The organism is Gammaproteobacteria bacterium (assembly GCA_029884425.1).
Lineage (GTDB): Bacteria > Pseudomonadota > Gammaproteobacteria > S012-40 > S012-40 > JAOUHV01.
Window position 1 is genome coordinate 1 of sequence record JAOUHV010000035.1, and the last position, 21106, is coordinate 21106.

A 21106-nucleotide genomic window follows, 5' to 3' on the forward strand; every position below is an offset into this window, starting at 1 on the left:
TCTTTTCCTTCACGCAAGGCCTGGATGGCTGCGTCCATGTCGAATTGAATTTTGTGGGTCATGTTTCATCTCTTTTTGGTGTAGTTTAAAGAAATGACACAGAATTATGAACAGTACCCATATTGTCTGGGCAGGGTTGGGATAAAGTTATTGTCGTGAATCCGAAAAATTTCCAAGAATCATACGAAATCTAGTCTTTATGTTGCGCAGTCAAGGTTAATCGCAACAAAAACGAACATTTAATGGAATGTGAAACTTTGATTTGGTGTGATAAATTCGATTTGTGTCATGAAAATATTTTTCGCGCTGGTGTGCACCCACCCTACGGTTTATTCTCTTCCAGTAAGACTGGTTGAAATAATTGCGTGCTATGTGCCAGATGCGATGATTGACTTAGCGCAATGCGCTCACAAAGAAAACTAAAGCCTGTAGCGTTACAGGCTTTTTATTTTTTTGATGATGCCACTGGTAGATCGGCCATCGACGAAGTGCAGAATTTTTACTTCACCGCCATTGGCAGTGACGCAATCGTAACCGGCGACGTCTTCGGCTTTGTAGTCGCCGCCTTTCACCAGAATGTCCGGCAAAATGCTGCAGATTAAACGCTCTGGCGTGTCTTCACCGAATGGCACCACCCAGTCGACGCTGGCCAGACCGGCGAGGACCGCCATGCGATCTTCGACTTGATTGATTGGTCGCTCGGCACCTTTGAGGCGGCGTACGGAATCATCGTCGTTTACCGCAACGATCAGGCGATCGCCCAGGCGGCGTGCGGCTTCCAGATAGCTGACGTGACCGGCGTGCAAAATGTCAAAACAGCCGTTGGTCATGACGATGCGTTCGCCACGGGCGCGGGCATCGGCCACGGCGGCGATGACGTCATTTTCGCTGACTACGCCCATGTCGTGTTCCTGCTCACTTTTCAGTGCCAGACGCAGTTCAGATTCGGTGATGGCGGCGGTACCCAGCTTGCCGACTACGATGCCGGCGGCCAGATTGGCCAGGGCGGTTGACTCGTCCCACGGGGTGTCGCAGGCCAGTGAGGCGCCGAGCACGGAAATGACCGTGTCGCCGGCACCGGTGACGTCAAATACTTCGCGCGCTTGGGTGGGCAGGTGCAGGGCGGGCAGTTCGGCATCAAGCAGCGACATGCCGTGCTCGCCACGGGTGACCAGCAGTTTTTCCAGTTTCAATTCTGCCAGCAGTTTTTTGCCCTTGGCTACAATCTGGTCTTCATCGGCACAGTCGCCCACCACGGTGGTGAACTCGCCAAAATTCGGCGTAATGACGCTGGCACCGGCGTACTTGGAAAAATCGGTGCCCTTGGGGTCGACCAGTACCGGGATGTGCTGCTCGCGCGCCAAACGGATCAGGGTGGCAACCTCTTTGAGTGTGCCCTTGCCGTAGTCGGACAAAATCACCGCAGAGACATTGGCCAGTTGGCGGCGGTAGGTGTCCAGCAGTGGGCTTTGGTCAAATTGGCCCAGTGACTGTTCAAAGTCGAGGCGGATCAGCTGTTGATGACGGCTGATGATGCGTAGCTTGGTGATGGTGTCGATGCCGGGGAAACGGACAAACACGCAGCGGACCTTGGCTTGTTCCAGCTTGGCTTGCAGGGCGCGGCCCGCTTCGTCTTCACCGACCACGCCCAGCAGAGTAACCCTGGCACCCAGGGTAGCAATGTTGAGCGCCACGTTGGCAGCACCGCCGGGACGTTCTTCGTTGTTGCCCACATGGACCACCGGCACCGGGGCTTCCGGCGAAATCCGCGAGGTGGAGCCATGCCAGTAACGGTCAAGCATCAGATCGCCGACCACCAATACATGGGCCTGGCTGTAGTCGGGCAGGGAGAGCATCATCTTATTCATAGGGCGTTGGTGTGTTGTGAGTTACCGCGTTGGGGTAGAATTATACGTTCATTTGGCGAATAACGCAGTATAGGGGAATGGGGCAGCGTGGGCATGCAGATATCAGTGATAGTATCGGTTTATCGGGATGTTGAGGGATTAGCGGCGATTGTAAGAGCGCTGGAGGCGCAAACTGATACCGATTTTGAACTGATCATCAGTGAAGACGGCGAATCAGTGGAGATGGCGCAATTTGTGGCTACCTTGAGTCGTGCTCGATTGATTCATTCCTTTCAGCCGGATATTGGTTGGCGCAAGAACAAGGCACTAAACAACGCCATTAGGAAAGCGAGCGGGGATTATCTGATTTTTATCGATGGCGATTGTGTGCCGCATCCCCGTTTTGTTGAGTCTTACCGAAAAATTGCCCGTGTCGGTGAAATTGCTTCTGGGCGCAGGGTGATGTTGGGCGCAGGTTACAGCCAGTGTTTGCGTCAGGAAAAAATTACGACGAAGGTGATTTCATCTTCTTATCTTGTGCGTGTTTTCCCATTGCTATGGGACAAGGCGAAGGCATTGGAGGAAGGACTCTATTTTTCTGAGCGAGGGATTTTTTCGGCACTGTCACGTCGGCCAATGCGAGATGTTCTCGGTTGCAATTTTGGCGTGCATCGCACGGCGCTTGAGGCGATCAATGGTTTTGATGAAGATTATGTTGGGCCTGGTGCCGGTGAGGACAACGATATTCGGTGGCGGTTGGTGAAAAACGGCGTGAAGCTGGTTTCTTCGCGGAACATGGCCATTCTTTATCATCTTGAGCATCGAAAAACTAAGACATCGGATGCCAACTATCCATTGATGCAGCGTAAGCAACAGGAAGGATGCGTGCGCTGCCAGCATGGCCTGTTGGATCTCTCTGCAGAGAGTCAGTCAGTATGAGTACGGTAGACAATGCTCTGTCCCAGCTCTCCGCAGTGATTATCACCAAAAACGCGGCGGATACCATCGCACGCACGCTTAACAGTTTGGAGCGTTTTGACGAGGTGGTGATTTACGACAATGGTTCCAGTGATGGTACCCTGGAGATTGTGCGGGGCTATCCCAATGTCAGTCTGCATCAGGGCGAGTTTTTGGGGTTTGGGCCGAGCAAAAACCACGCGGTTTCACTGGCGCGGCATGACTGGGTGTTTTCCATTGATGCCGATGAGGTGTTGCCGGCGGCGTTGCTGGAGGAACTGGCTGGCTTGGCGCTGGATGAAGCCCGTCAGGCTTTTTTTGTGAATCGTACCAATCTGTTTATGGACAAACCCGTGCATCACAGCGGTTGGGGTGGCGATTGGTTGCTGCGCTTGTTTCATCGGCAGGTGCATCGATTCACGGATGCGATGGTGCATGAGCACGTGGCTACGCACGCGGAAACGCGACAAATCAAATTGAAAAACGCAATGCTGCATTATGCAGTGACGGATGTGGCGCAGTTTCTCAACAAGATCAACCGCTATTCTGAAATTCGTAAAGAGAACGCAAAAAAATCCTATCCACTGCCGGTGATTTTGCTTAAAGCCAAGTGGGCGTTTTTTCGCACCTATGTGTTACGGCGCGGGTTTATGGATGGCTGGCGCGGATTGGTGATTGCGGTATCCAACGCCAACGGCGTTTTTTATAAGAACATCAAAATCTACGCGGCGAAAAAACAATGAGAATAGGTCATATAAATCTGGCGCGCGGTTTTCGTGGTGGCGAGCGGCAGACCCAGTTGCTGATTGAGGCGCTGGACAGGCGCAACGAATTGCAGCAATCGCTGTTTATCCGCAAAGAATCGACCTTGGCGACGCGTTTGGCATCTACCAAAAGTCTGCAAATAACCCGAGTGGGTCGACCATTTATGTTCAGTGCCAGTGCAGCGCGTGATTGTCAGTTGCTGCATGCGCATGAAGGCAAGGCGGCGCATTTTGCGTTAATGGCGAACCTGCGGTACGGCATTCCGTACATCATTACCCGGCGCGTGTCGAATCGCCCCAAAGACAATTATTTTACCCGCCAGGTGTATCGTCGAGCAGCACGGGTTGTGGCGATTTCTACGGCGATTCGTGATTACATGCTGGACTATGATGCGACACTGCCCATGGAGGTGATTCCTTCCATGCAGGCAGAGCTGCCGGTGAATTCACTGGAAGTGGAAAAACTGCGTGCGCAATATCGAGACAAGTTTGTTGTTGGTCATATTGGCGCGTTGGTTCTGCAGCATAAAGGTCAGGAATATTTGATTGAAGCAGCAAGGCGTTTGGAAAAGACGCACCCACAAATTCATTTTGTGTTGCTCGGTGAAGGCAGGGATGGCGAAGCCTTGCGGTCAATGGCCAAGGATGTAGGTAATATCACCTTTGTGGGTTTTGTCGACAATGTGGGTGATTATATCTCGCTGTTTGATCTGTTTGTGTTTCCCTCGCTGGAGGAAGGGCTGGGGTCAACATTGCTGGATGTGATGAGCTTTTCAAGGCCGATAATAGCCAGTAACGTCGACGGTATTCCCGATATTGTGCATGACAACAAAACCGGTTTGTTGGTGCCGCCGCAGGACAGCGACGCGTTGTATCAGCGGATTGTGCAACTGCACGATGATCACTCGTTGCGGCAACGATTGGCGAAGGCAGGTAATGCCTTGGTGCAATCGTACCGACCTGATCCACTTAGTGGTGATTACCTGAATCTGTATCGCGAGTTGTTAAAATAAAAAACGCCCTCGATTGAGGGCATTTTTATTAGGCGGCATTATTGTCCAAACCGCATTGCAAATTGCCGGGCACGGCAATGTCGATGCGTTTGGGTTTGGGCAAGTTCATGGTATCCATGATGTGCATGAATTCCTGTTTGGTTTTGCCGGCCAGGCGTGGATTGGAGGCTTTTTCTTCGCCTATGGTGCTAGAAGTGAAGCCTTCGTAATCGTGACCTGGATAGACGATGGTCTCGTCTGGCAGCGTAAACAATTTATAAGCGATGGAGTCGTACAACGCAGAGGAATTGCCCTGCTGGAAGTCGGTTCGACCACAGGCTTTGATCAGCAACGCATCGCCAGTAAACACTGCGCCGGGAATCACATAGCTGACATCGCCGCTGGTGTGGCCGGGAGTGTGCAGCGTGTGGATTTGCTGCCCGCCCAATGAAAACACCATGCCTTCTTCAATTTGAATGTCTGCGCATTTAGCACCGCCATCGGCGTGCACCGCAGTTTGGCAACCAAACTCATTGCGCAGCAGGCCGGTAGCGGTGACGTGATCGGCATGCACGTGGGTTTCCAGCGCGTATTTCAGCGTCAGTCCCAGTTCGCGAATGTATTTGCTGTCACGTGCGAATTTTTCTTTCACCGAGTCGATGATGGCCGCCTCTTTGGTGGTTTCGTCCCACAACAGATAGGTGTAGGTCCAGGTATCGTGATCAAACAGTTGACGAACTTGCATGACGAATTCTCCTCGCTGTTAGGCTGACATGAAATTTTTCACGCCGCCGGCATTGTAAACATCGCGAAAACCCATGGCTTGCAGAATCATGCGCGCCTGTTCGCTGCGACCACCGCTCAGACAGTAGACCACCACTGGCTTGCTCTCGTCCAGGTGGGTGGTGGCCAGATGCGGAATATGGCTGACCGGAATGTTGATCGCGCCGGGTGCCGCGCCGCTGGCGTATTCGGCAGGATTGCGGACATCCACCAATTGCGCGCCGGCTTCGTTAACCAGTTTCATGGCTTGTTGTGCGGAGATAATGTGACTCATGGGATGCCTCCTTAGGAATTGGCAAGAGTAAGTTTTTCGCATAACCCCAGCAGCAAGGTTTGTTCTTGCGCTGTCAGGGTGTCGAGTAATCGCTGTTGCGTTTGACAGCGTACATGCTCAATCGCAGCCAGCTTCTGTTGGCCAAGGTCAGTGACCTGGTACAGGCGCTCCTGGGTTCCCTTGACGTTGATCTTGGCCACCCAGCCATTGCTTTCCATGACCGACAGCTTGCGCGACAGTACGCTGCGTTCGGTGATGCTTTGCTCGGCAATTTGCTTGACGCTGACTGGGCCATGTTTGGCGATCAGCTGTAGTACCGGCACCTGCGTGGCGCGTATGCCGTGGGGGCGATAGGCGTCTTCGTAGGTTTTTAGTACCCAGTGGCTGGCGCGCAACATCTGGATGTTCAGGCAGCTGGTGGTTTGATTGGTCATAAGGTCACCCGTTTTGGCTGGCGTGCATATACAACTGTGCTCATGTATATTAGCGTACACTTATATTAAAACTTTAGCAATAACTGATTATTAGAGCCAGGGTTCTTGTCGGCGCCAGAAAAATCAAAGAGTTAGATTGTTATTGTGATGAAATCCGCTGTTGGATGCGGGTGATGACGCGCTGGCTATCCAGCTTCATCAGGCAATCGTAATGACCAAACGGGCATTGTTTTTTGAAGCAGGGGCTGCAATTCAGGTTGAGGGACACTATTTCGGCGTTGTGGCTGAGGGGCGGGGTGTAGTTGGGGGTGGAGGAACCGAACACGGCGACGATGGGGGTTTCGACGGCCGCAGCGATGTGCATCAGGCCGGAGTCGTTGCAGACGGCGATGTCGGCCACGGCCAGCAGGTCGATGGCGTCGGCCAGGCGGGTTTTGCCGCACAGGTTGCGACAATGTTCGTTGCCAATGCCTTGAACAATTTCATCACCCAGTGGTGCGTCTTTGGGGCCGCCGAGAATCCAGATGTCCCAGCCTTTGGCCACGAAATGTTTGCCGACTTCGGCGAAATACTTGGTCGGCCAGCGCTTGGCCGGGCCGTACTCGGCACCGGGGCAGAAGGCCATGACCGGGCGTTCGGTTTTGCGGATGCCGGCATGTTGCAGCGCATCGGCCTGGGTTTGTGCGCTGGTGTGCAATTTGGGGGGAGGCAGTTGTTCGCGAGTGGGGAAAACGTCCTTGGGATAGCCCAGCGCCACGTAGCGTTGCGCCATCATCGGCATGGCGGTTTTGTCGAGTTTACGGATGTCGTTGAGCAGCCCCCAACGCTGTTCGCCGACAAAGCCGGTGCGCTTTTTGATCTTGGCACCCCAGGGCAGCAACGCCGCCTTCCAGGTGTAGGGCATGACGATCGCCCAGTCGTATTGGCCCTGCATCTGCCGGCCCAGTTTGATCCGCGCCAGTGGTTTGAACTGACCATGACCAAACGGCATTTCCAGTCCCTGGCGGACTTCGGGCATGCGTTCCAGGATGGGTTTGGTCCAGCCCGGCGCGACCACGTCAATGGCGGCATCGGGATGGTCGGCGCGCAGCTGGCGTAACAGCGATTGCGCCATCACCATGTCACCGACCCAGGCAGGGCCGATGACCAGGATGGCGTTGATTTTGTCGGACATCAGACCGGTGCGAATCAGTTGTTTTTCAGCTGATAGACTGCGCCGCAGTAGGGGCAGGTCGCCGAACCGGTTTTTTCGATGGGCAGGAACACCTTGGGATGAGAATTCCAGGTGCTCATGTCCGGCGTTGGGCAATGCAGCGGCAGGTCTTTTTTGCTGATCTCGTACTTGCGTTTTGCATTGGGTGTGGCGTTGCTCATCGTTTTTGTCCCTTACTTTTTTAGGCGTGCGCCAGCCACTCGGGGTGGCGATCCAGGCGGCCATGAATCAGGTCGAAATACAGGGTTTGCAGTTTTTCGGTGATTGGGCCGCGTGAGCCGGAGCCAATGACGCGATTGTCGTACTCACGGATGGGCGTCACTTCGGCGGCAGAACCGGTGAAGAACGCTTCGTCAGCCACGTAGACTTCATCGCGGGTAATGCGTTTTTCACGCACTTCGTAGCCTTCTTCGCGGGCCAACTGAATGACCGTGGCGCGGGTAATGCCGTCCAGCGCGGAAGTCAGCTCGGGGGTGTAGATCACGCCATCGCGAATCATGAAGAAGTTTTCTGCGCTGCCTTCGGCGACAAAACCGTCGACGTCCAGCATCAGGGCTTCGTCATAGCCGTCGCGCAGGGCTTCCTGCAGCGCCAGCATGGAATTTATGTAGTTGCCGTTGGCTTTCGCCTTACACATGGCAATGTTGACATGGTGGCGGGTGTACGACGAAGTGCGAATGCGAATGCCTTTTTCCAGCGCTTCGGCACCCAGGTAGGCACCCCATGGCCAGGCGGCAATCATCACGTGGGTTTTCAGGTTGTCGGCACGCAGACCCATGCCTTCGGAACCGTAAAAACACATGGGGCGGATGTAGGCGCTTTCCAGCTTGTTTTCACGCAGTACGGCCAGGTGAGCCTGGTTGAGGGTCTCTTTGTCGTACGGCATTTTCATGCCCATGATGTGGGCGGAACGGAACAGACGGTCGGTGTGTTCCTTCAGGCGGAAAATCGCCGGACCTTTGCTGGTTTTATAGGCGCGCAGACCTTCAAAAACCCCCATGCCGTAATGCAGGGTGTGAGTCAGGACATGGGTTTTGGCTTCGCGCCAAGGCACGAATTGACCGTCCAACCAGATGACGCCATCGCGGTCGTCCATCGACATAGCTTTAACTCCTCAACAACTCGGAAATTCGATACGAAATTAGCTCAGCAGGCGTTGCCAAATTCGGCATACGCCCTCGCGGTAGTCCTGAAATTGGTCGTTCGGAACAAAACCTCGTTCGCGCTGCAGCGCCAGCTGGTGTGCCCGGTGGCGAAACGCCAGGTAGGCAGACTGCAGCATTTTAGCATCATCTGCGGGCAGAAGTTTAGTCTGGCAGGCGGTTTCTATGATACGCAGATTGTCCGGCCAGTCGGTGAGCTGCGGATGCTGGTGGGCAAAGCGCAGCACCATAAACTGGATAATGAATTCGATGTCGACGATGCCGCCCAGGCCCTGTTTGAGTTCAAAGCTGTCGGCGCTGGATTTGTCCAGTTCCTGGCGCATGCGCTGCCGCATGTTGACCACTTCGTCGCGCAGTTTGGTCGGGTCGCGTTCCAGGCACAGGGTTTCGTGGCGTATTTTCTTGAATCGCTGCAGGATGGCTGGGCTGCCGACGATGGGTCGGGCGCGCACCAGCGCCTGGTGTTCCCACACCCAGGCTTCCTTTTGCTGGTATTGGTAGTAGGCATCGATGCTGCTGACCAGCAGGCCGGCACCGCCGCTGGGACGCAGGCGGGTGTCCACGTCGTACAGTATTCCGGTGGCGGTGTGGGTGGACAGCAGACTGGTGATGCGTTGTCCCAGGCGGGCAAAGTAGACGGCATTGTCCAGCGACTTGGCGCCGTCGGTGGCTTGTTCTTCGCCGCGACTGTCATGCAAAAACACCACGTCTAGGTCGGAGCCAAAGCCCAGTTCCAGTCCGCCCAGTTTGCCGTAGGCGATGATGCCGAAGCCGGCGCTGTGTTGCCGGTCTTGCCAGCGGTAGCGTGGCCGGCCGTGTTTTTGTTGCAGTTGCTCTTCGGCGCTGGCCAGGGTTTGTTCCAGGCAGGCTTCGGCAATAAAAGTGAGGTGGTCACTTACTTTTTCTACAGGTAGTGCGTCGGTTAGCTCTGCCGCCGCTACACGCAGCACATTGGCCAGTTTGAACTGGCGCAGAATGTCCATGCGCAGCTCAACATCATCGTGGGCGATGTGCGCCAGGCGGGTGTTGAGTTCCTCGACCAGCACCGGCTTGGGCATGGCTTCGTACAAGCGTCTGGGGTCGAGCAATTCATCAAGCAGAATGGGGAAGCGACTCAGTTGTTCGGCGATCCACGGGCTGATGGCGCACAGGCGCACCAGTTGCGACAGTGCCAGCGGATGTTCGACCAACAAATCCAGATATGCGGTGCGGCGGGCAATGGCGATGATCAATTCGGCGATGCGGCGCAAACAGTCCAGTGGTGCGGCGGTGCGGCCAATGGCAGGTAGCAGCATGGGCATTAATGCTTCCATGCGTTTTTGGCCGCGCGGACCCATGTTGCGACAGGCTGAACTGTTGCGGGTGTCCTCGAGGATTTGCCACGCCTGCGCGGCATCGGCAAAACCGATGTCGGTGAGAATGGCGTGCTCCTGCTCGCGATCATGTTGGCCTGACCACAAGTTCTGTAATTTTTGCCGGCGGGCATCGGGCTGTGCAGTCGTTTGGGTTTGTGGCGAGGCAAACACCTGCTGAAAATGTTCGTGCACCAGGGCGCGGTGTTCATCGAGCTTGCGCATGAAGGTTGGCCAGTCAGCGAAATTCATCGCTACCGCCAGTCGCAGCTGGACGAGTGGATCGCTGGGCAGACTGTGGGTTTGTTTATCCTGAAAGGCCTGAATGCGATTTTCACAACGGCGCAAAAATTCATAGGCGGACAGCAGGCGCTGGACGACAAACTCGGGCAGCAATTGCATCTGGGCGATGATGGGCAATACCTGCATCAGTTCACGTTTTTGCAGGCGCGGTTCGCGACCGCCGCGAATCAGCTGAAATGCCTGGGTGATAAATTCCACTTCGCGAATGCCGCCCGCGCCGGTTTTGACGTTTTGCTCCAGTCCTTTACGTCGTGTTTCGGCGTTGATCATTTCTTTCATTTCGCGCAGCGATTCAAAACTGCTGTAATCAAGATAGCGGCGATACACAAACGGTTTGAGTCTGGCCATTAAATCCGCCGCATCGTCGGCAGCGCCAAAAATAACCCGGGCCTTGACCATGGCGTAGCGTTCCCAATCGCGGCCATGGGTTTCGTAATAATTTTCCATGGCGTCAAAACTGAGCGCCAGTTGACTGACTTCACCAAAGGGGCGCAGGCGTGCATCGGTGCGGAACACAAAACCATCGGCGGTGTTTTCGTCGAGCAAGACCATGAGTTGGCGACACAACCGGACAAAAAATTCTGCGTGCGTCTGGCTGCGGCGTCCGCCCTGGGTTTGGCCTTCGTGGGCAAAACAAAAAATCAGATCAATGTCCGATGAATAATTCAGTTCATACGCGCCCAGCTTGCCCATGCCCAAAATCACCAGTTGCATGGGCTGGCCATCGTCGCGCAATGGCGTGCCAAAATCCGCTGTTAACCACGAGTACAGTTTTTCGCAGCCGATCTGCACGCAGGCATCGGCCAGCAGACTGAGCTCGCGCAAAATCTGTAAAAGTGAGCTGAGATCGCTGATGTCACGCCAGGCAATGCGCACCATTTCGCGATTGCGGAACTGGCGCACTACCGTTCCCAGTTGTTGGCTGGATGCACAGGAGTCGCTCAGTTTGCGCAAGCGCTGCAGGTATTCGTCATCGGCGTAATCGCGCTGTAGATCACCGGATGCGAGCAGTTCTAAAAAGGCTTGCGGCTGGCGCAGGCAGTATTGCACTACAAAATCACTGGCGGCCCATACTTTGGGAAGCTGGGTTAATGGCGGTAAGGTGTTGTCCAGGGACAGTTGCTGATCTTGCAGTCGCTGCAAAAAATCTTGCCAGTGATTGCTGATCGGTGATTGCAGTGGAGAAGGGAGCGCAGAAAAGTCTAGCGTATTCACATCAATGCCTCGCAGGGGATGATGTTACATTGCCCCGGGAAAACCAATTATGCAAGTCTGGAGAGGATTAGTTTTTTTGCGCGACCAATTGGGCGATGTTGCGCTGCCCCAATTGATGATTGCCCAGCGTGCCTTCTTCGCGATAGAACACCGGGCGCAGCGCGGCAAACAACCGCAGCAGTTCGCCTTGTTCCAGCAGAAAATCCGGATTGCTGGGGCCGCTGTATCCTGGCGTGGTGTCGCGTACGAAGGTTTGGTAGAACAGCAAGCCATTGGGTTTGAGCGCGTTGACGATCGCCGGTGCCAGTGGTCGTTGCAGATAATGACTGATGACGATGACATCAAACGTGCTTTCGGGAAGTTGTGCATCGGTCAAATCGCAGCTGTGGGCTGTTAACGGCAACTGGTGTTCACTGGCATAGTGATTCAATTTGGCAACGACTACCGGTGAAATGTCCCACGCTTGCGCGCTCAGACCGTGCTTGATCAACGCCAGCGCATTGCCGGCCAATCCGCAGGCCAGATCCAGCGCCGTTCCCTGGTGGGGCAGTAGATGAATGTTTTCAGCCAGCAGTGCACAAGGCTTGGCTTTGCTGATGTCTTCCACCGTGTAGATGCGGTCCCATTTTTCCTGGACTTGTTTGTCTTCCATTAATTTCTCCAGAAGGCCGGGGTCAGCAATACCAGAATGGTGAAGATTTCCAAACGGCCCAGCAGCATGGCAAAGCACAGAACCCACTTGGCCAGATCGTTAATGCCAGCGTAATTGGCGGCCACGTCACCTAGACCGGGGCCAAGGTTGTTCATGCAGGCGGCGACGGCGGAAAAGGCGGTGACCAGATCCAGGCCAGAGGCGGCGAGCAACAAGGCCATGACGCTGAAGCTGGCGATGTACAGCGAGAAAAATCCCCATATCGATTCCATGACACGCTCATTGAGCGGTTTGTCGCCGATGCGGACTGGTACTTGGGCATTGGGGTGAATGATGCGAATGACTTCACGCATGCCTTGCTTGAACAGCAGCAGTACGCGGATGACTTTCATGCCGCCGCCGGTGGAACCAGCACAGCCGCCGACGAAGCTGAGCATCAGCAGCAGAACGGGTAAAAATCCCGGCCAGGTGTCGTACTGTGCGGTGGTAAATCCGGTGGTGGTGCCCATGGAAATCACCTGAAACAAGCCGCGCTGTATGGCTTCCGGTGCGGTGGCGAACGTGTGGGTGACGTACAGATAGGTGCAGGTGGTGACGGCGACCAAAAACAAAATTTTGAGGTAGGTGCGAAATTCTTCGTCCTGCTGATAGGGTCTAAGAGAAAAACTGCGCCAGGCGAGAAAGTGCAACGAAAAATTCACGCCGGCCAGCAGCATGAACACCATGGCAACGGCCTCGATGGTGGTGCTGTTAAAAAAGCCCATGCTGGCATCGTGGGTGGAAAATCCACCGATGGCGACGGTTGCGAACGAATGGCCAATGGCATCAAACCAGCTCATGCCGGCGGCCCAGTAGGCGACGGCGCAGGCGATGGTGAGACCCAGATAAATGTACCAAAGCGCCTTGGCGGTTTCGGTGATGCGCGGGGTGAGTTTGTTGTCTTTCATTGGGCCGGGCGTTTCTGCCTTGTACAACTGCATGCCACCGATGCCCAGCATGGGCATGATGGCCACCGCCAATACGATGATACCCATGCCGCCCAGCCACTGCATTTGTTGGCGATAGTAGAGAATGGATTGCGGCAGTGAATCCAGGCCAATGATGACCGTAGCACCGGTGGTGGTCAGTCCGGACATGGACTCAAAGACCGCGTCGGTGAGAGACATTTCGTGCTGGTTGGACAGAAACAGCGGCGTGGCCCCGGCCAGACCCAATACCAGCCAGAACATCGCAACCACGATGAAACCATCGCGCAAACGCATTTCCTTGCGTGAGTTGCGATTCGGCAGCCACAGCAGCAGGCCAGCAAACAGCAGCAAGATGAAGGCGTCAAAGAAGGGCCAGAAATTGTCGTCTTCGAAAATTAACGACACGGCAATCGGTGGCAGCATGGTGGTGGAAAACACCATCAGCAGCAAACCAATGATTCGCAAGATGGCTTTGAATTGCACTAGAAGAATCCCAGTCCGACTTGGAACAGTTGCTCGACTTCGCGGATGCGTTTTTTGTCGACCACGAACAGAATGACGTGATCTTCAGGCTGAATTACCAGTTTACCGTGGGCGATTAACACATCATCACCACGAACCACAGCGCCGATGGTGGTGCCGTCGGGCAATTTAATTTGATCAATGGCACGGCCCACGACTTTGGATGAGCTCTGATCACCGTGGGCGACCGCTTCGATGGCTTCGGCAGCACCACGACGCAGGGAATGAACCATGGCTACGTCGCCACGGCGTACATGCGCCAGCAGACTGCCGATGGTGACCTGTTGCGGCGAAATGGCGATGTCGATCAGGTCGCTTTGCACCAGATCAACATATTCGCCACGGTTGATGATGGCCATGACTTTTTTCGCCCCCAGCCGTTTGGCCAGCATGGCGGAAAGAATATTGGCTTCGTCATCGTTGGTCATGGCACAGAACACATCGGTGTTTTCGATGTTTTCTTCCAGCAGCAAATTGGCATCGGCGGCGTCGCCGTGCAGCACGATGGTGCGCTTCAGATCGGCGGAAATTTCTTTGGCGTGACTCAGGTTGTGATCAATGATTTTGACTTGATGCGAGTCTTCCAGCGAGCGCGCCAGGCGTCGACCGATATTGCCACCACCGGCAATGATAATGCGTTTGACCGGGCGGTCGATGCGGCGCATTTCGGCGATCACCGCGCGGATATTTTTGCGGGCAGCGATGAAAAACACTTCGTCATCTACTTCGATAACGGTATCGCCAGTGGGCATGATGGCCTTGCCGCGACGATAAATGGCGGCAACCCGAGTTTGTATGCCCGGCATGTGTTCCTTGAGTGCCTTAAGCTGATTGCCCACCAGCGGACCGCCGTGCAGTGCGCGTACTGCCACCAGACGAACCCGGCCATTGGCGAAGTCCAAAACCTGCAGTGCACCCGGCAATTCAATAATGCGAGTGATGTAATCGGTTACGACTTGTTCGGGACTGATCAGCACGTCAATGGGCAGTGCTTCCTGGGCAAACAGGGTTGGCTGGTTGAGATAGGCGCGGGCGCGAACGCGGGCAATTTTGGTCGGGGTGTGAAACAGAGTGTAGGCGATTTGGCAGGCGACCATGTTGGTTTCGTCGCTGTTGGTTACTGCCAGAATCATGTCGGCGTCTTCAGCGCCAGCGCGCATCAGGACATCGGGGTGTGAGGCGTGGCCAACTACGACCCGAACATCCAGTTTGTCCTGGAGCTCGCGGACACGCTGACCTTCTTTGTCAACGATGGTGATGTCGTTAGCCTCGCTGGCAAGCGTTGCTGCAACGGACGAACCGACCTGACCTGCACCGAGAATGATGATTTTCATAGACTCGGGATTGTATAGTTATTTGCTGTTCTTTTCATGTTTAATATTGACCCCAAGACTACGTAATTTTCGATACAAATGGGTGCGCTCCATGCCAGCGACTTGAGCGAGCTTGCTGATGTTGCCGCCATTGATTTGTAGCTGGTGCAAAAAATAGTCGCGCTCAAATTGTTCACGGGCTTCGCGCAGTGGCTGGTCAAAATAGGCAGTGAGTGATGCTCGGTCCTGGGTTGAGGGATTAATGGCCAGCAGCTTGGCAACGTGGTGTTCTTCGATAACGTCCTCGTCGACGGTGGCCAGCAGTTGGCGAACGACGCGCTTGAGCTGGCTGACATTGCCGGGCCAGGCGTAATAGCGCATGTGATTCTGTGCGCTGACCGCAAAGCGACGGAATGGCAATTGTTCATGGCTGACGATTTGCTCGACAAACAAGGTAATGAGTTCAGGAATGTCGGCGTTGTGATTGCGCAGCGGTGGAATGTTGATGACTTGTAGCCAGTTATTTGGGTCGATTTCGGTCAGGCTGATGGCGTGAATGTTTTCAGTCAGAATCAGGCGGCTGTTCAGCGGAATATTTTGTTGGCCGTGAACGCGACGATAGGTGCCTGTTTCCATCAATTCCAGCAGCGCTGCGCGACCTTCCTGTTGCAGATTTTCCAGATCGCACAGCAACAGCGTGCCGCCGGCGCTTTTCTCCAGCAAGCCAGGGATGAATTTGCCGTTTTGTTCGATGCCGTACAGTTGTTCGTGCCAGCCTTGTTGTTGTAGCCAATGAGCGTCAACTTCGATCAATGGGCGATTGCCGCGGGGACTGGAAGCGTGAAGGATTTGTGACCACATGGAGCGACCGCTGCCGTTTTCACCACGGACCAGAATGTGTTTGCTGTGTTGCGCCGATTGGCGAATATTCTGCTGCAAATTTTGAATGGTCTGGCTGTGGCCGACGCTGCCGATGCGTTCGGGGAGATTGAGCAGAACCTTTGAATCTTGCTCATCATGGCCCAGCGCAGTTTTGACTGAGAGGATCAGCTTGCTCATGGACAGCGGTTTTTCGATGTAATTGACCGCGCCGTGACGAGTGGCTTCGATGGCGGTTTCCACTGTGCCATGACCCGACATCATGATGATGCGCGTATCCGGTTTTTTCTGCATGCACTCTTTGAGCAGTGAGATGCCGTCCATGCCGGGCATCCAAATGTCCAGTAACAGGAGGTCGGGGTGTTGCTGCTCAAAAATCTGTCGTGCCTGGTTGCCGTTTTCAGCCAACAGCACGCGGTAACCTTCGTCTTGCAGGATATCGCTGACCGATTCGCGGATGTCAGGTTCATCATCGACGACAAGAATGGTGGTGTGGTTAATCACGTCGTGGTGCCCGTCTCTATGGTCGGTGATATTGGAAAGTGTATAACAAAAGCAGCGCCCTGCTTGCGTAGATTTTTGGCGCTGATAGTGCCTGAGTGTTCTTCGACTATTTTTTGGGCAACGGCCAAACCCAAGCCCGTGCCTTTGGTTTTGCTGGTGACATAGGGCTCGAACATGATATTGAGCATATCGACATCAATACCTGGGCCTTGATCTTCGATGGCGAGTTCAATGTGGGGTGCTTCATCGGTGTCCAGTCGGGTACTGATATAAACCAGTTCCCCGCCACTTTTGCCGTTGGCCTCAATCGCATTTTTAATCAGATTGTGTAGTAACTGACGCAGGCGATCGGCATCGCCCAGCATCCACATAGGTTGTTTGCCTAGCGATAAACGCAGGGTTGAATTGTCATGGTTTTGATACAGTTCGGCAATGTCGAGAATAAGCTGATTTAAACTCAGCTTTTGCATTTCGGCTTTGGGTGGTTTGGCATAATCCGAAAAAGCCCGCACCATGTTTTTCATCGATTCCACCTGGTTGATGATGGTGCTGGTGGCTTTTTGCAGCACATCCGCATCCTCACCTTCCAGTTTGTTCTGGTATTTATGCAGCAAACGTTCTGCGGATAGCTGAATGGGGGTTAGCGGATTTTTTATTTCATGCGCCAGGCGTCTGGCAACATCACTCCAGGCGCTTTCTTTTTGGGCTTTGATCAGTTGGGTGACGTCATCAAATACCAGTACGTAACCGCCGGGCAATTGTTCGTTGCTGGGCAGGCGCGTGCCACGGCAAATCAGGTTGTGCATTTGTTCATCAAGGATAAGATTGATTTCTTCTGACCAGGTTATTTCCTGTTGATTGAGATAATGGCCTAGTCGCTGTAGCAGTTGTGCTAACGGCGTATTTTGTCGGGCAATGTTGCTGGCAGGTTGGCCGAGTTGTGATTCCAGGTCACACTTGAGAATTTGGCTCGCAGCGGTGTTGCATGTGTGCAAATTTCCTTGTGCATCCAGGGTGATAACGCCGGAGGAAAGATTTTGCAGCACGGTTTCAAGATACAGTCGCTGGGTTTCAGCGCGAATCTGGCTGGTAAGTGCCTCGCGTTGCGACAGATCAATGCGACGGGTCATGTCGTTAAACGACTTTACCAGCAGCCCCAGTTCGTCATGGCTGATTTCCGGCAGTTGCTGTTGATAATTTCCCACTGCAACGGCGCGCGTCCCTTGGGCGAGAATGCGAATCGGCTCTACCAGCTTTTGCGCGAAGTAAAAAGCGGCCCAAATGGCCGTGAGCAGGGCTTGCAGCAACGCCAGCGATAAGGTCAGAACAAAACTGTTTTTTAACGGTTCACGAATATAGATCAGGCCGCGGTAGTGGCTGAATGCATCGTAGACCCGTTGCGCCAATACGCCCATGTCGTCGGTGATCGGATATATGCCGTAGATGTAAAAAGTCGCGCCACTGTTGCGATCAATCAGCTGGCTGGCGGCGCGAATGATGATGCGATTGTTTTCGCCGGGTTCAAGCACGATGAAAGGTTTTTTCGCAGAAATGGAATCGCGAATGGCTTGGTCCAGATTGCTGGGCTGATCTTTGTCGCTGAAGAAAACCGCATTGCCATCGTGAGTGAACAATTGTAGTTGCTCAAAGCCGTGATTGGTTTGATCCAAGTGCTGCAGAAAGTTATCGCGAATGCTGCTTTGAGTGTTGCGCTGCATGGATGTTGACAGGTCGCTGATGCGGGAGCGTACATGGTTAACGCGTTCATCCAGGGCGTTGCGACTGAGGCTCATGGCCTCATTTAAGGTGGTTTCAACTTTGTTGTCGAACCAGGAATCTACACCTTTTTGCAAAAAGCTCAGCGAAAAAACATACATGAAGCCGGCAGGCAAAACGGCGAGCACAATAAGTGTGGCGGCCAGTTTGGTGGTTAGTCTGGCACCGACTTCCTGATTGCGTATTTGGCGTAAAAGCTGGAAGAAACTGTTGCCGATCAGGCCAATCAGGGCGACAAGGCAGATGCCGTTGAAGGTAAACAGCCATGAATACCAGTTGGCAAAGAATTCAGCATCTTCCGCAGCGCGATGCAGCAGGAAAATGGAAAGCAGCAATGCGCTGACGAACAGCGTAAGAAAAAAAAGCGTAATCCGGTGGCGAATTAATCTTGAATCGGCCATGTATACCATTCACTGTGAAGTTGCCAGGCGGGCACAACGTAGCTAAGCAACAGCAGCGGCATGGGTAATTTTGCAACGTCTAGTTTGGCCTGGATGCGACCGAAATAATTCTCATGCGCCTGTAATAAATCACTTTCGAACATCGGTATGTCGTTGAGCTTTCCAAGTGCTTGCAGGGCGCTTTGCAGGTTGTCATGAATGCTGGGCTGACCGCTAGATTTGATTAGCTGATATTTTTGCGAAAGCGCGTGGAAACTGAGCTGATAGTGCTGTGTCAGTGATGTTACTGATTCGTCGAACCAGTAGTTTCGTGGACTAAGCACTTCCACTTCGACCATTAATGTCAAAGTCACGCCGTTGCGCAATGCTTCTTGCAGTTCACTGGGCAGACGATAATCGATCTGGGCGTCCAGGCGATATATGCCGGCAACCAGGGTGCTGTCGGCTTTGCGAATGAAAATGCCATCGGCAAAGACCGAGGGTATAAACAGCAGCAAACAAAAAAACAAATACCACTGCCGCACCGTGGTGGGCTTGTGATTACTGTTTGCGCAATACCGCATAGTAGAAACCATCCATCTCGTTCATGCCAGGCAGGATTTGGCGCCCATGTTCACAGCGCTGGCCCCAGGCGGCGTCGATTTCGATTTCACGCGCATCGGGGTGTTGCTGAAGAAATTGGGCAATTTGCTGCGAATTTTCGCGCGGCAAAATAGAACAGGTAGCATAAACAAGTTGGCCGCCTTGTGCCAGTAGTGGCCAGATGTTGTTCAGGATACGCTGCTGTTCCTGAACGACGGAGTCAATGTCTGCGGCTTGGCGGAAAAATTTAATGTCCGGGTTACGGCGAATCACTCCGGTGGCAGAACACGGCACGTCGAGCAAAATGCGCTGGAACGGTTGCTTGTTCCACCATTGATCCGGCTGGCTGGCGTCAGCGGTGATGAGTGTTGCGCTGGCGTTCAGGCGTTTGAGTGTGTCGGCGACCAGTGCAACGCGGTTTGGTTTGTTGTCGATGGCAACCAGTTCGGCCAGCTGCGGCTGGGTTTCGACAATGTGCGCGGTCTTGCCACCGGGGGCGGCGCAGGCGTCCAGCACGCGATCGCCGGCCTGTGCTTGCAGCAGGTCAGCAGCCAATTGTGCAGCGGCATCTTGCACCGATACGTCGCCATTTTCAAAGCCGGGCAGTTGCGAGACATCTACCGCGTGTTCTAGTCGCAAGCCTACCTGGTTGAAGGGCGCGACGTGCGCAACGTGTCCCTGTTGTTGCAATTGCTGCAGGTACTGTTCGCGGCTTTGGTGTTGCTGATTGACGCGTAGCCACAAGGGCGCGTGCTGATTGTTGGCGTCAAGAATGGCTTGCCAGTGCTCGGGCCAGGCGGCTTTGATCTGCTCGATAAACCACGCCGGATGTGCCCAATGTGCGCTGGGTTGTTGCTGTGCCTGTTGTTCCAGTTGTTCGCGTTGACGTTGAAAATTTCGCAACACGCCGTTGACCAGTTTGCTGGCCCAGACTTTGTCGAGCTTGCGCGTCAGTTCTACGCTTTCGTTAACGGCGGCGTGATCGCCAACGCTCATGTAGCCCAACTGGTAAATGCCGCTCAGCAGAATGCAGTGGATGTCGGTGTCTTTGGGCTTGAGTGGTTTTTGCAGCAGTTTTGTTAATTGGAATTGCAGTTTGGGCAGCCAACGCAATACGCCGAACACAATTTCCTTGCCCAGCGCCCGTTGTTGCGCTGGCAATTTATTCAAGTGGCGTGGCAGGGCGTAGTTGAGGGATTTTTTGTCGCCAAGAATTTCAACCAGCGTCAGTACCGCCTGATGACGAGCATCGGTGGGGCCGCTCATGCGGGCAGTCCGAATTGTTTACCGCTGACGTTGTGGGCGTTAACGAAGGCATGAATGGGTTGTGGTTTGCCGCCGGGAAGTTGAACTTGCAGCAGGCGCAATACGCCGTCGCCAGTGGCAACGTCAATGCCTTTTTTGTCGCTGCGAATGACACTGCCGGGGCTGGCTTTGCTGGTTTCGTTGATGGTTTGGGCCTGCCAGATGCGCAACACTTCACCGTCCAGCGTGGTTTGTGAAATCGGCCAGGGATTGAAAGCGCGAATTTCGCGATCAAGCTGTACGGCGGACTTGTTCCAGTCGATGTTGGCTTCTTCTTTTTGCAGCTTGTGGGCGTAAGTGGCCAAGCTGTTGTCTTGTTTTTCCGCCGTCAGCTTGCCCTGGGCAATCAGCGGCACGGCTTCGCAAACGGCTTGGGCACCAAGCTGGGCGAGTTTGTCGTGCAGGGTGCTGGCGGTGTCGCTGGCCGTGATGTCGCAGGGTTTGATCAGCAGCATGTCACCGGTATCCAGGCCCACATCCATTTGCATAATAGTGATGCCGGTTTGCGCATCGCCGTTGATGATGGCGCGCTGAATCGGTGCCGCACCACGCCAGGCAGGCAGCAGCGAGGCGTGAATGTTGATGCAGCCCAGGCGCGGCGCATCGAGCACGGCCTTGGGCAGAATCAGGCCATAGGCGGCGACGATCATCAGGTCGGCATTCAGCGCTGCCAGGGCGTCGATGTCTTCTTTTTTCTTCAGGCTCAGTGGCTGGCGGACTTCGATGCCGGCATTCAGCGCTGCCTGTTTGACGGCGCTGGGGGTGAGCTTGCGACCGCGACCGGCGGGGCGGTCAGGCTGGGTGTAGACGCAGATGATTTGGTGGCCGGCGGCAATCAGTGCCTGCAGTGCCTCGGCGGCAAATTCCGGCGTGCCGGCATAAATGATTTTCAGTGCTTGGGTCATGG

At 54.3% G+C, this 21106-nt stretch carries 19 protein-coding genes; 3 read left to right on the top strand and 16 right to left on the bottom strand.

Annotation, left to right across the window (positions count from 1 at the left end):
- Positions 1 to 434: 434 nt before the first annotated feature.
- Positions 435 to 1859, bottom strand: a complete 1425-nt coding sequence (hldE, locus tag OEW58_09840) for a bifunctional D-glycero-beta-D-manno-heptose-7-phosphate kinase/D-glycero-beta-D-manno-heptose 1-phosphate adenylyltransferase HldE (GenBank protein MDH5301651.1) — start codon at positions 1857 to 1859, stop codon at positions 435 to 437.
- Positions 1860 to 1961: 102 nt separating this feature from the next.
- Here hldE and OEW58_09845 point away from each other — a divergent pair, with 102 nt between their 5' ends.
- From OEW58_09845 to OEW58_09855, 3 genes are read left to right on the top strand one after another with little or no spacing between them, the layout of a single operon-like run.
- On the top strand, positions 1962 to 2786 hold the full coding sequence (locus tag OEW58_09845) for a glycosyltransferase (protein ID MDH5301652.1): 825 nt from the start codon (positions 1962 to 1964) through the stop codon (positions 2784 to 2786).
- A complete protein-coding gene (locus OEW58_09850; protein MDH5301653.1) occupies positions 2783 to 3547 on the top strand; it encodes a glycosyltransferase family 2 protein in 765 nt (254 codons plus the stop codon). Before OEW58_09845 ends, OEW58_09850 begins: the two co-directional genes overlap by 4 nt.
- Complete coding sequence (locus OEW58_09855; GenBank protein ID MDH5301654.1) at positions 3544 to 4581, top strand: glycosyltransferase; 1038 nt, start codon at positions 3544 to 3546, stop codon at positions 4579 to 4581. The genes OEW58_09850 and OEW58_09855 overlap by 4 nt, the downstream gene beginning before the upstream one ends.
- Before the next feature lie 28 nt (positions 4582 to 4609).
- Here the strand turns inward: OEW58_09855 and OEW58_09860 are convergent, their stop codons facing one another.
- The 15 genes from OEW58_09860 to fmt all read right to left on the bottom strand — a co-directional run bounded on the left by OEW58_09860 (position 4610) and on the right by fmt (position 21104).
- Positions 4610 to 5305 (bottom strand): MBL fold metallo-hydrolase, encoded by a 696-nt coding sequence (locus OEW58_09860; protein MDH5301655.1) that lies wholly within the window; start codon positions 5303 to 5305, stop codon positions 4610 to 4612.
- Between the two features lie 18 nt (positions 5306 to 5323).
- Positions 5324 to 5617, bottom strand: coding sequence for a rhodanese-like domain-containing protein (locus OEW58_09865; protein ID MDH5301656.1), 294 nt, complete (start codon positions 5615 to 5617; stop codon positions 5324 to 5326).
- 11 nt (positions 5618 to 5628) lie between these two features.
- Positions 5629 to 6051: a MarR family transcriptional regulator gene (locus tag OEW58_09870; GenBank protein MDH5301657.1), complete on the bottom strand. Its 423-nt coding sequence runs from the start codon at positions 6049 to 6051 to the stop codon at positions 5629 to 5631.
- A 139-nt stretch (positions 6052 to 6190) separates the two neighbouring features.
- Positions 6191 to 7225 (bottom strand): lipopolysaccharide heptosyltransferase II, encoded by a 1035-nt coding sequence (waaF, locus tag OEW58_09875; GenBank protein ID MDH5301658.1) that lies wholly within the window; start codon positions 7223 to 7225, stop codon positions 6191 to 6193.
- A 14-nt stretch (positions 7226 to 7239) separates the two neighbouring features.
- Positions 7240 to 7425: a zinc-finger domain-containing protein gene (locus OEW58_09880; protein MDH5301659.1), complete on the bottom strand. Its 186-nt coding sequence runs from the start codon at positions 7423 to 7425 to the stop codon at positions 7240 to 7242.
- Positions 7426 to 7445: 20 nt separating this feature from the next.
- Positions 7446 to 8366: a branched-chain amino acid transaminase gene (locus OEW58_09885; GenBank protein MDH5301660.1), complete on the bottom strand. Its 921-nt coding sequence runs from the start codon at positions 8364 to 8366 to the stop codon at positions 7446 to 7448.
- Between the two features lie 39 nt (positions 8367 to 8405).
- Positions 8406 to 11297, bottom strand: coding sequence for a bifunctional [glutamate--ammonia ligase]-adenylyl-L-tyrosine phosphorylase/[glutamate--ammonia-ligase] adenylyltransferase (gene glnE / locus OEW58_09890; GenBank protein MDH5301661.1), 2892 nt, complete (start codon positions 11295 to 11297; stop codon positions 8406 to 8408).
- 67 nt (positions 11298 to 11364) lie between these two features.
- Positions 11365 to 11949, bottom strand: a complete 585-nt coding sequence (locus tag OEW58_09895) for a class I SAM-dependent methyltransferase (protein ID MDH5301662.1) — start codon at positions 11947 to 11949, stop codon at positions 11365 to 11367.
- Positions 11949 to 13400 (bottom strand): TrkH family potassium uptake protein, encoded by a 1452-nt coding sequence (locus OEW58_09900; protein MDH5301663.1) that lies wholly within the window; start codon positions 13398 to 13400, stop codon positions 11949 to 11951. Before OEW58_09900 ends, OEW58_09895 begins: the two co-directional genes overlap by 1 nt.
- Positions 13400 to 14773, bottom strand: coding sequence for a Trk system potassium transporter TrkA (trkA, locus tag OEW58_09905; GenBank protein MDH5301664.1), 1374 nt, complete (start codon positions 14771 to 14773; stop codon positions 13400 to 13402). Before trkA ends, OEW58_09900 begins: the two co-directional genes overlap by 1 nt.
- 18 nt (positions 14774 to 14791) lie before the next feature.
- Complete coding sequence (locus OEW58_09910; protein MDH5301665.1) at positions 14792 to 16135, bottom strand: sigma-54 dependent transcriptional regulator; 1344 nt, start codon at positions 16133 to 16135, stop codon at positions 14792 to 14794.
- On the bottom strand, positions 16132 to 18312 hold the full coding sequence (locus OEW58_09915) for an ATP-binding protein (protein MDH5301666.1): 2181 nt from the start codon (positions 18310 to 18312) through the stop codon (positions 16132 to 16134). Before OEW58_09915 ends, OEW58_09910 begins: the two co-directional genes overlap by 4 nt.
- On the bottom strand, positions 18294 to 18875 hold the full coding sequence (locus tag OEW58_09920; GenBank protein MDH5301667.1) for a DUF4390 domain-containing protein: 582 nt from the start codon (positions 18873 to 18875) through the stop codon (positions 18294 to 18296). The genes OEW58_09915 and OEW58_09920 overlap by 19 nt, the downstream gene beginning before the upstream one ends.
- On the bottom strand, positions 18853 to 20160 hold the full coding sequence (gene rsmB / locus OEW58_09925; GenBank protein MDH5301668.1) for a 16S rRNA (cytosine(967)-C(5))-methyltransferase RsmB: 1308 nt from the start codon (positions 20158 to 20160) through the stop codon (positions 18853 to 18855). The genes OEW58_09920 and rsmB overlap by 23 nt, the downstream gene beginning before the upstream one ends.
- Positions 20157 to 21104 carry a methionyl-tRNA formyltransferase gene (gene fmt, locus OEW58_09930; GenBank protein ID MDH5301669.1) on the bottom strand — a complete coding sequence of 316 codons (948 nt, stop codon included), beginning with the start codon at positions 21102 to 21104 and terminating at the stop codon, positions 20157 to 20159. Before fmt ends, rsmB begins: the two co-directional genes overlap by 4 nt.
- Between the last annotated feature and the right edge of the window lie 2 nt (positions 21105 to 21106).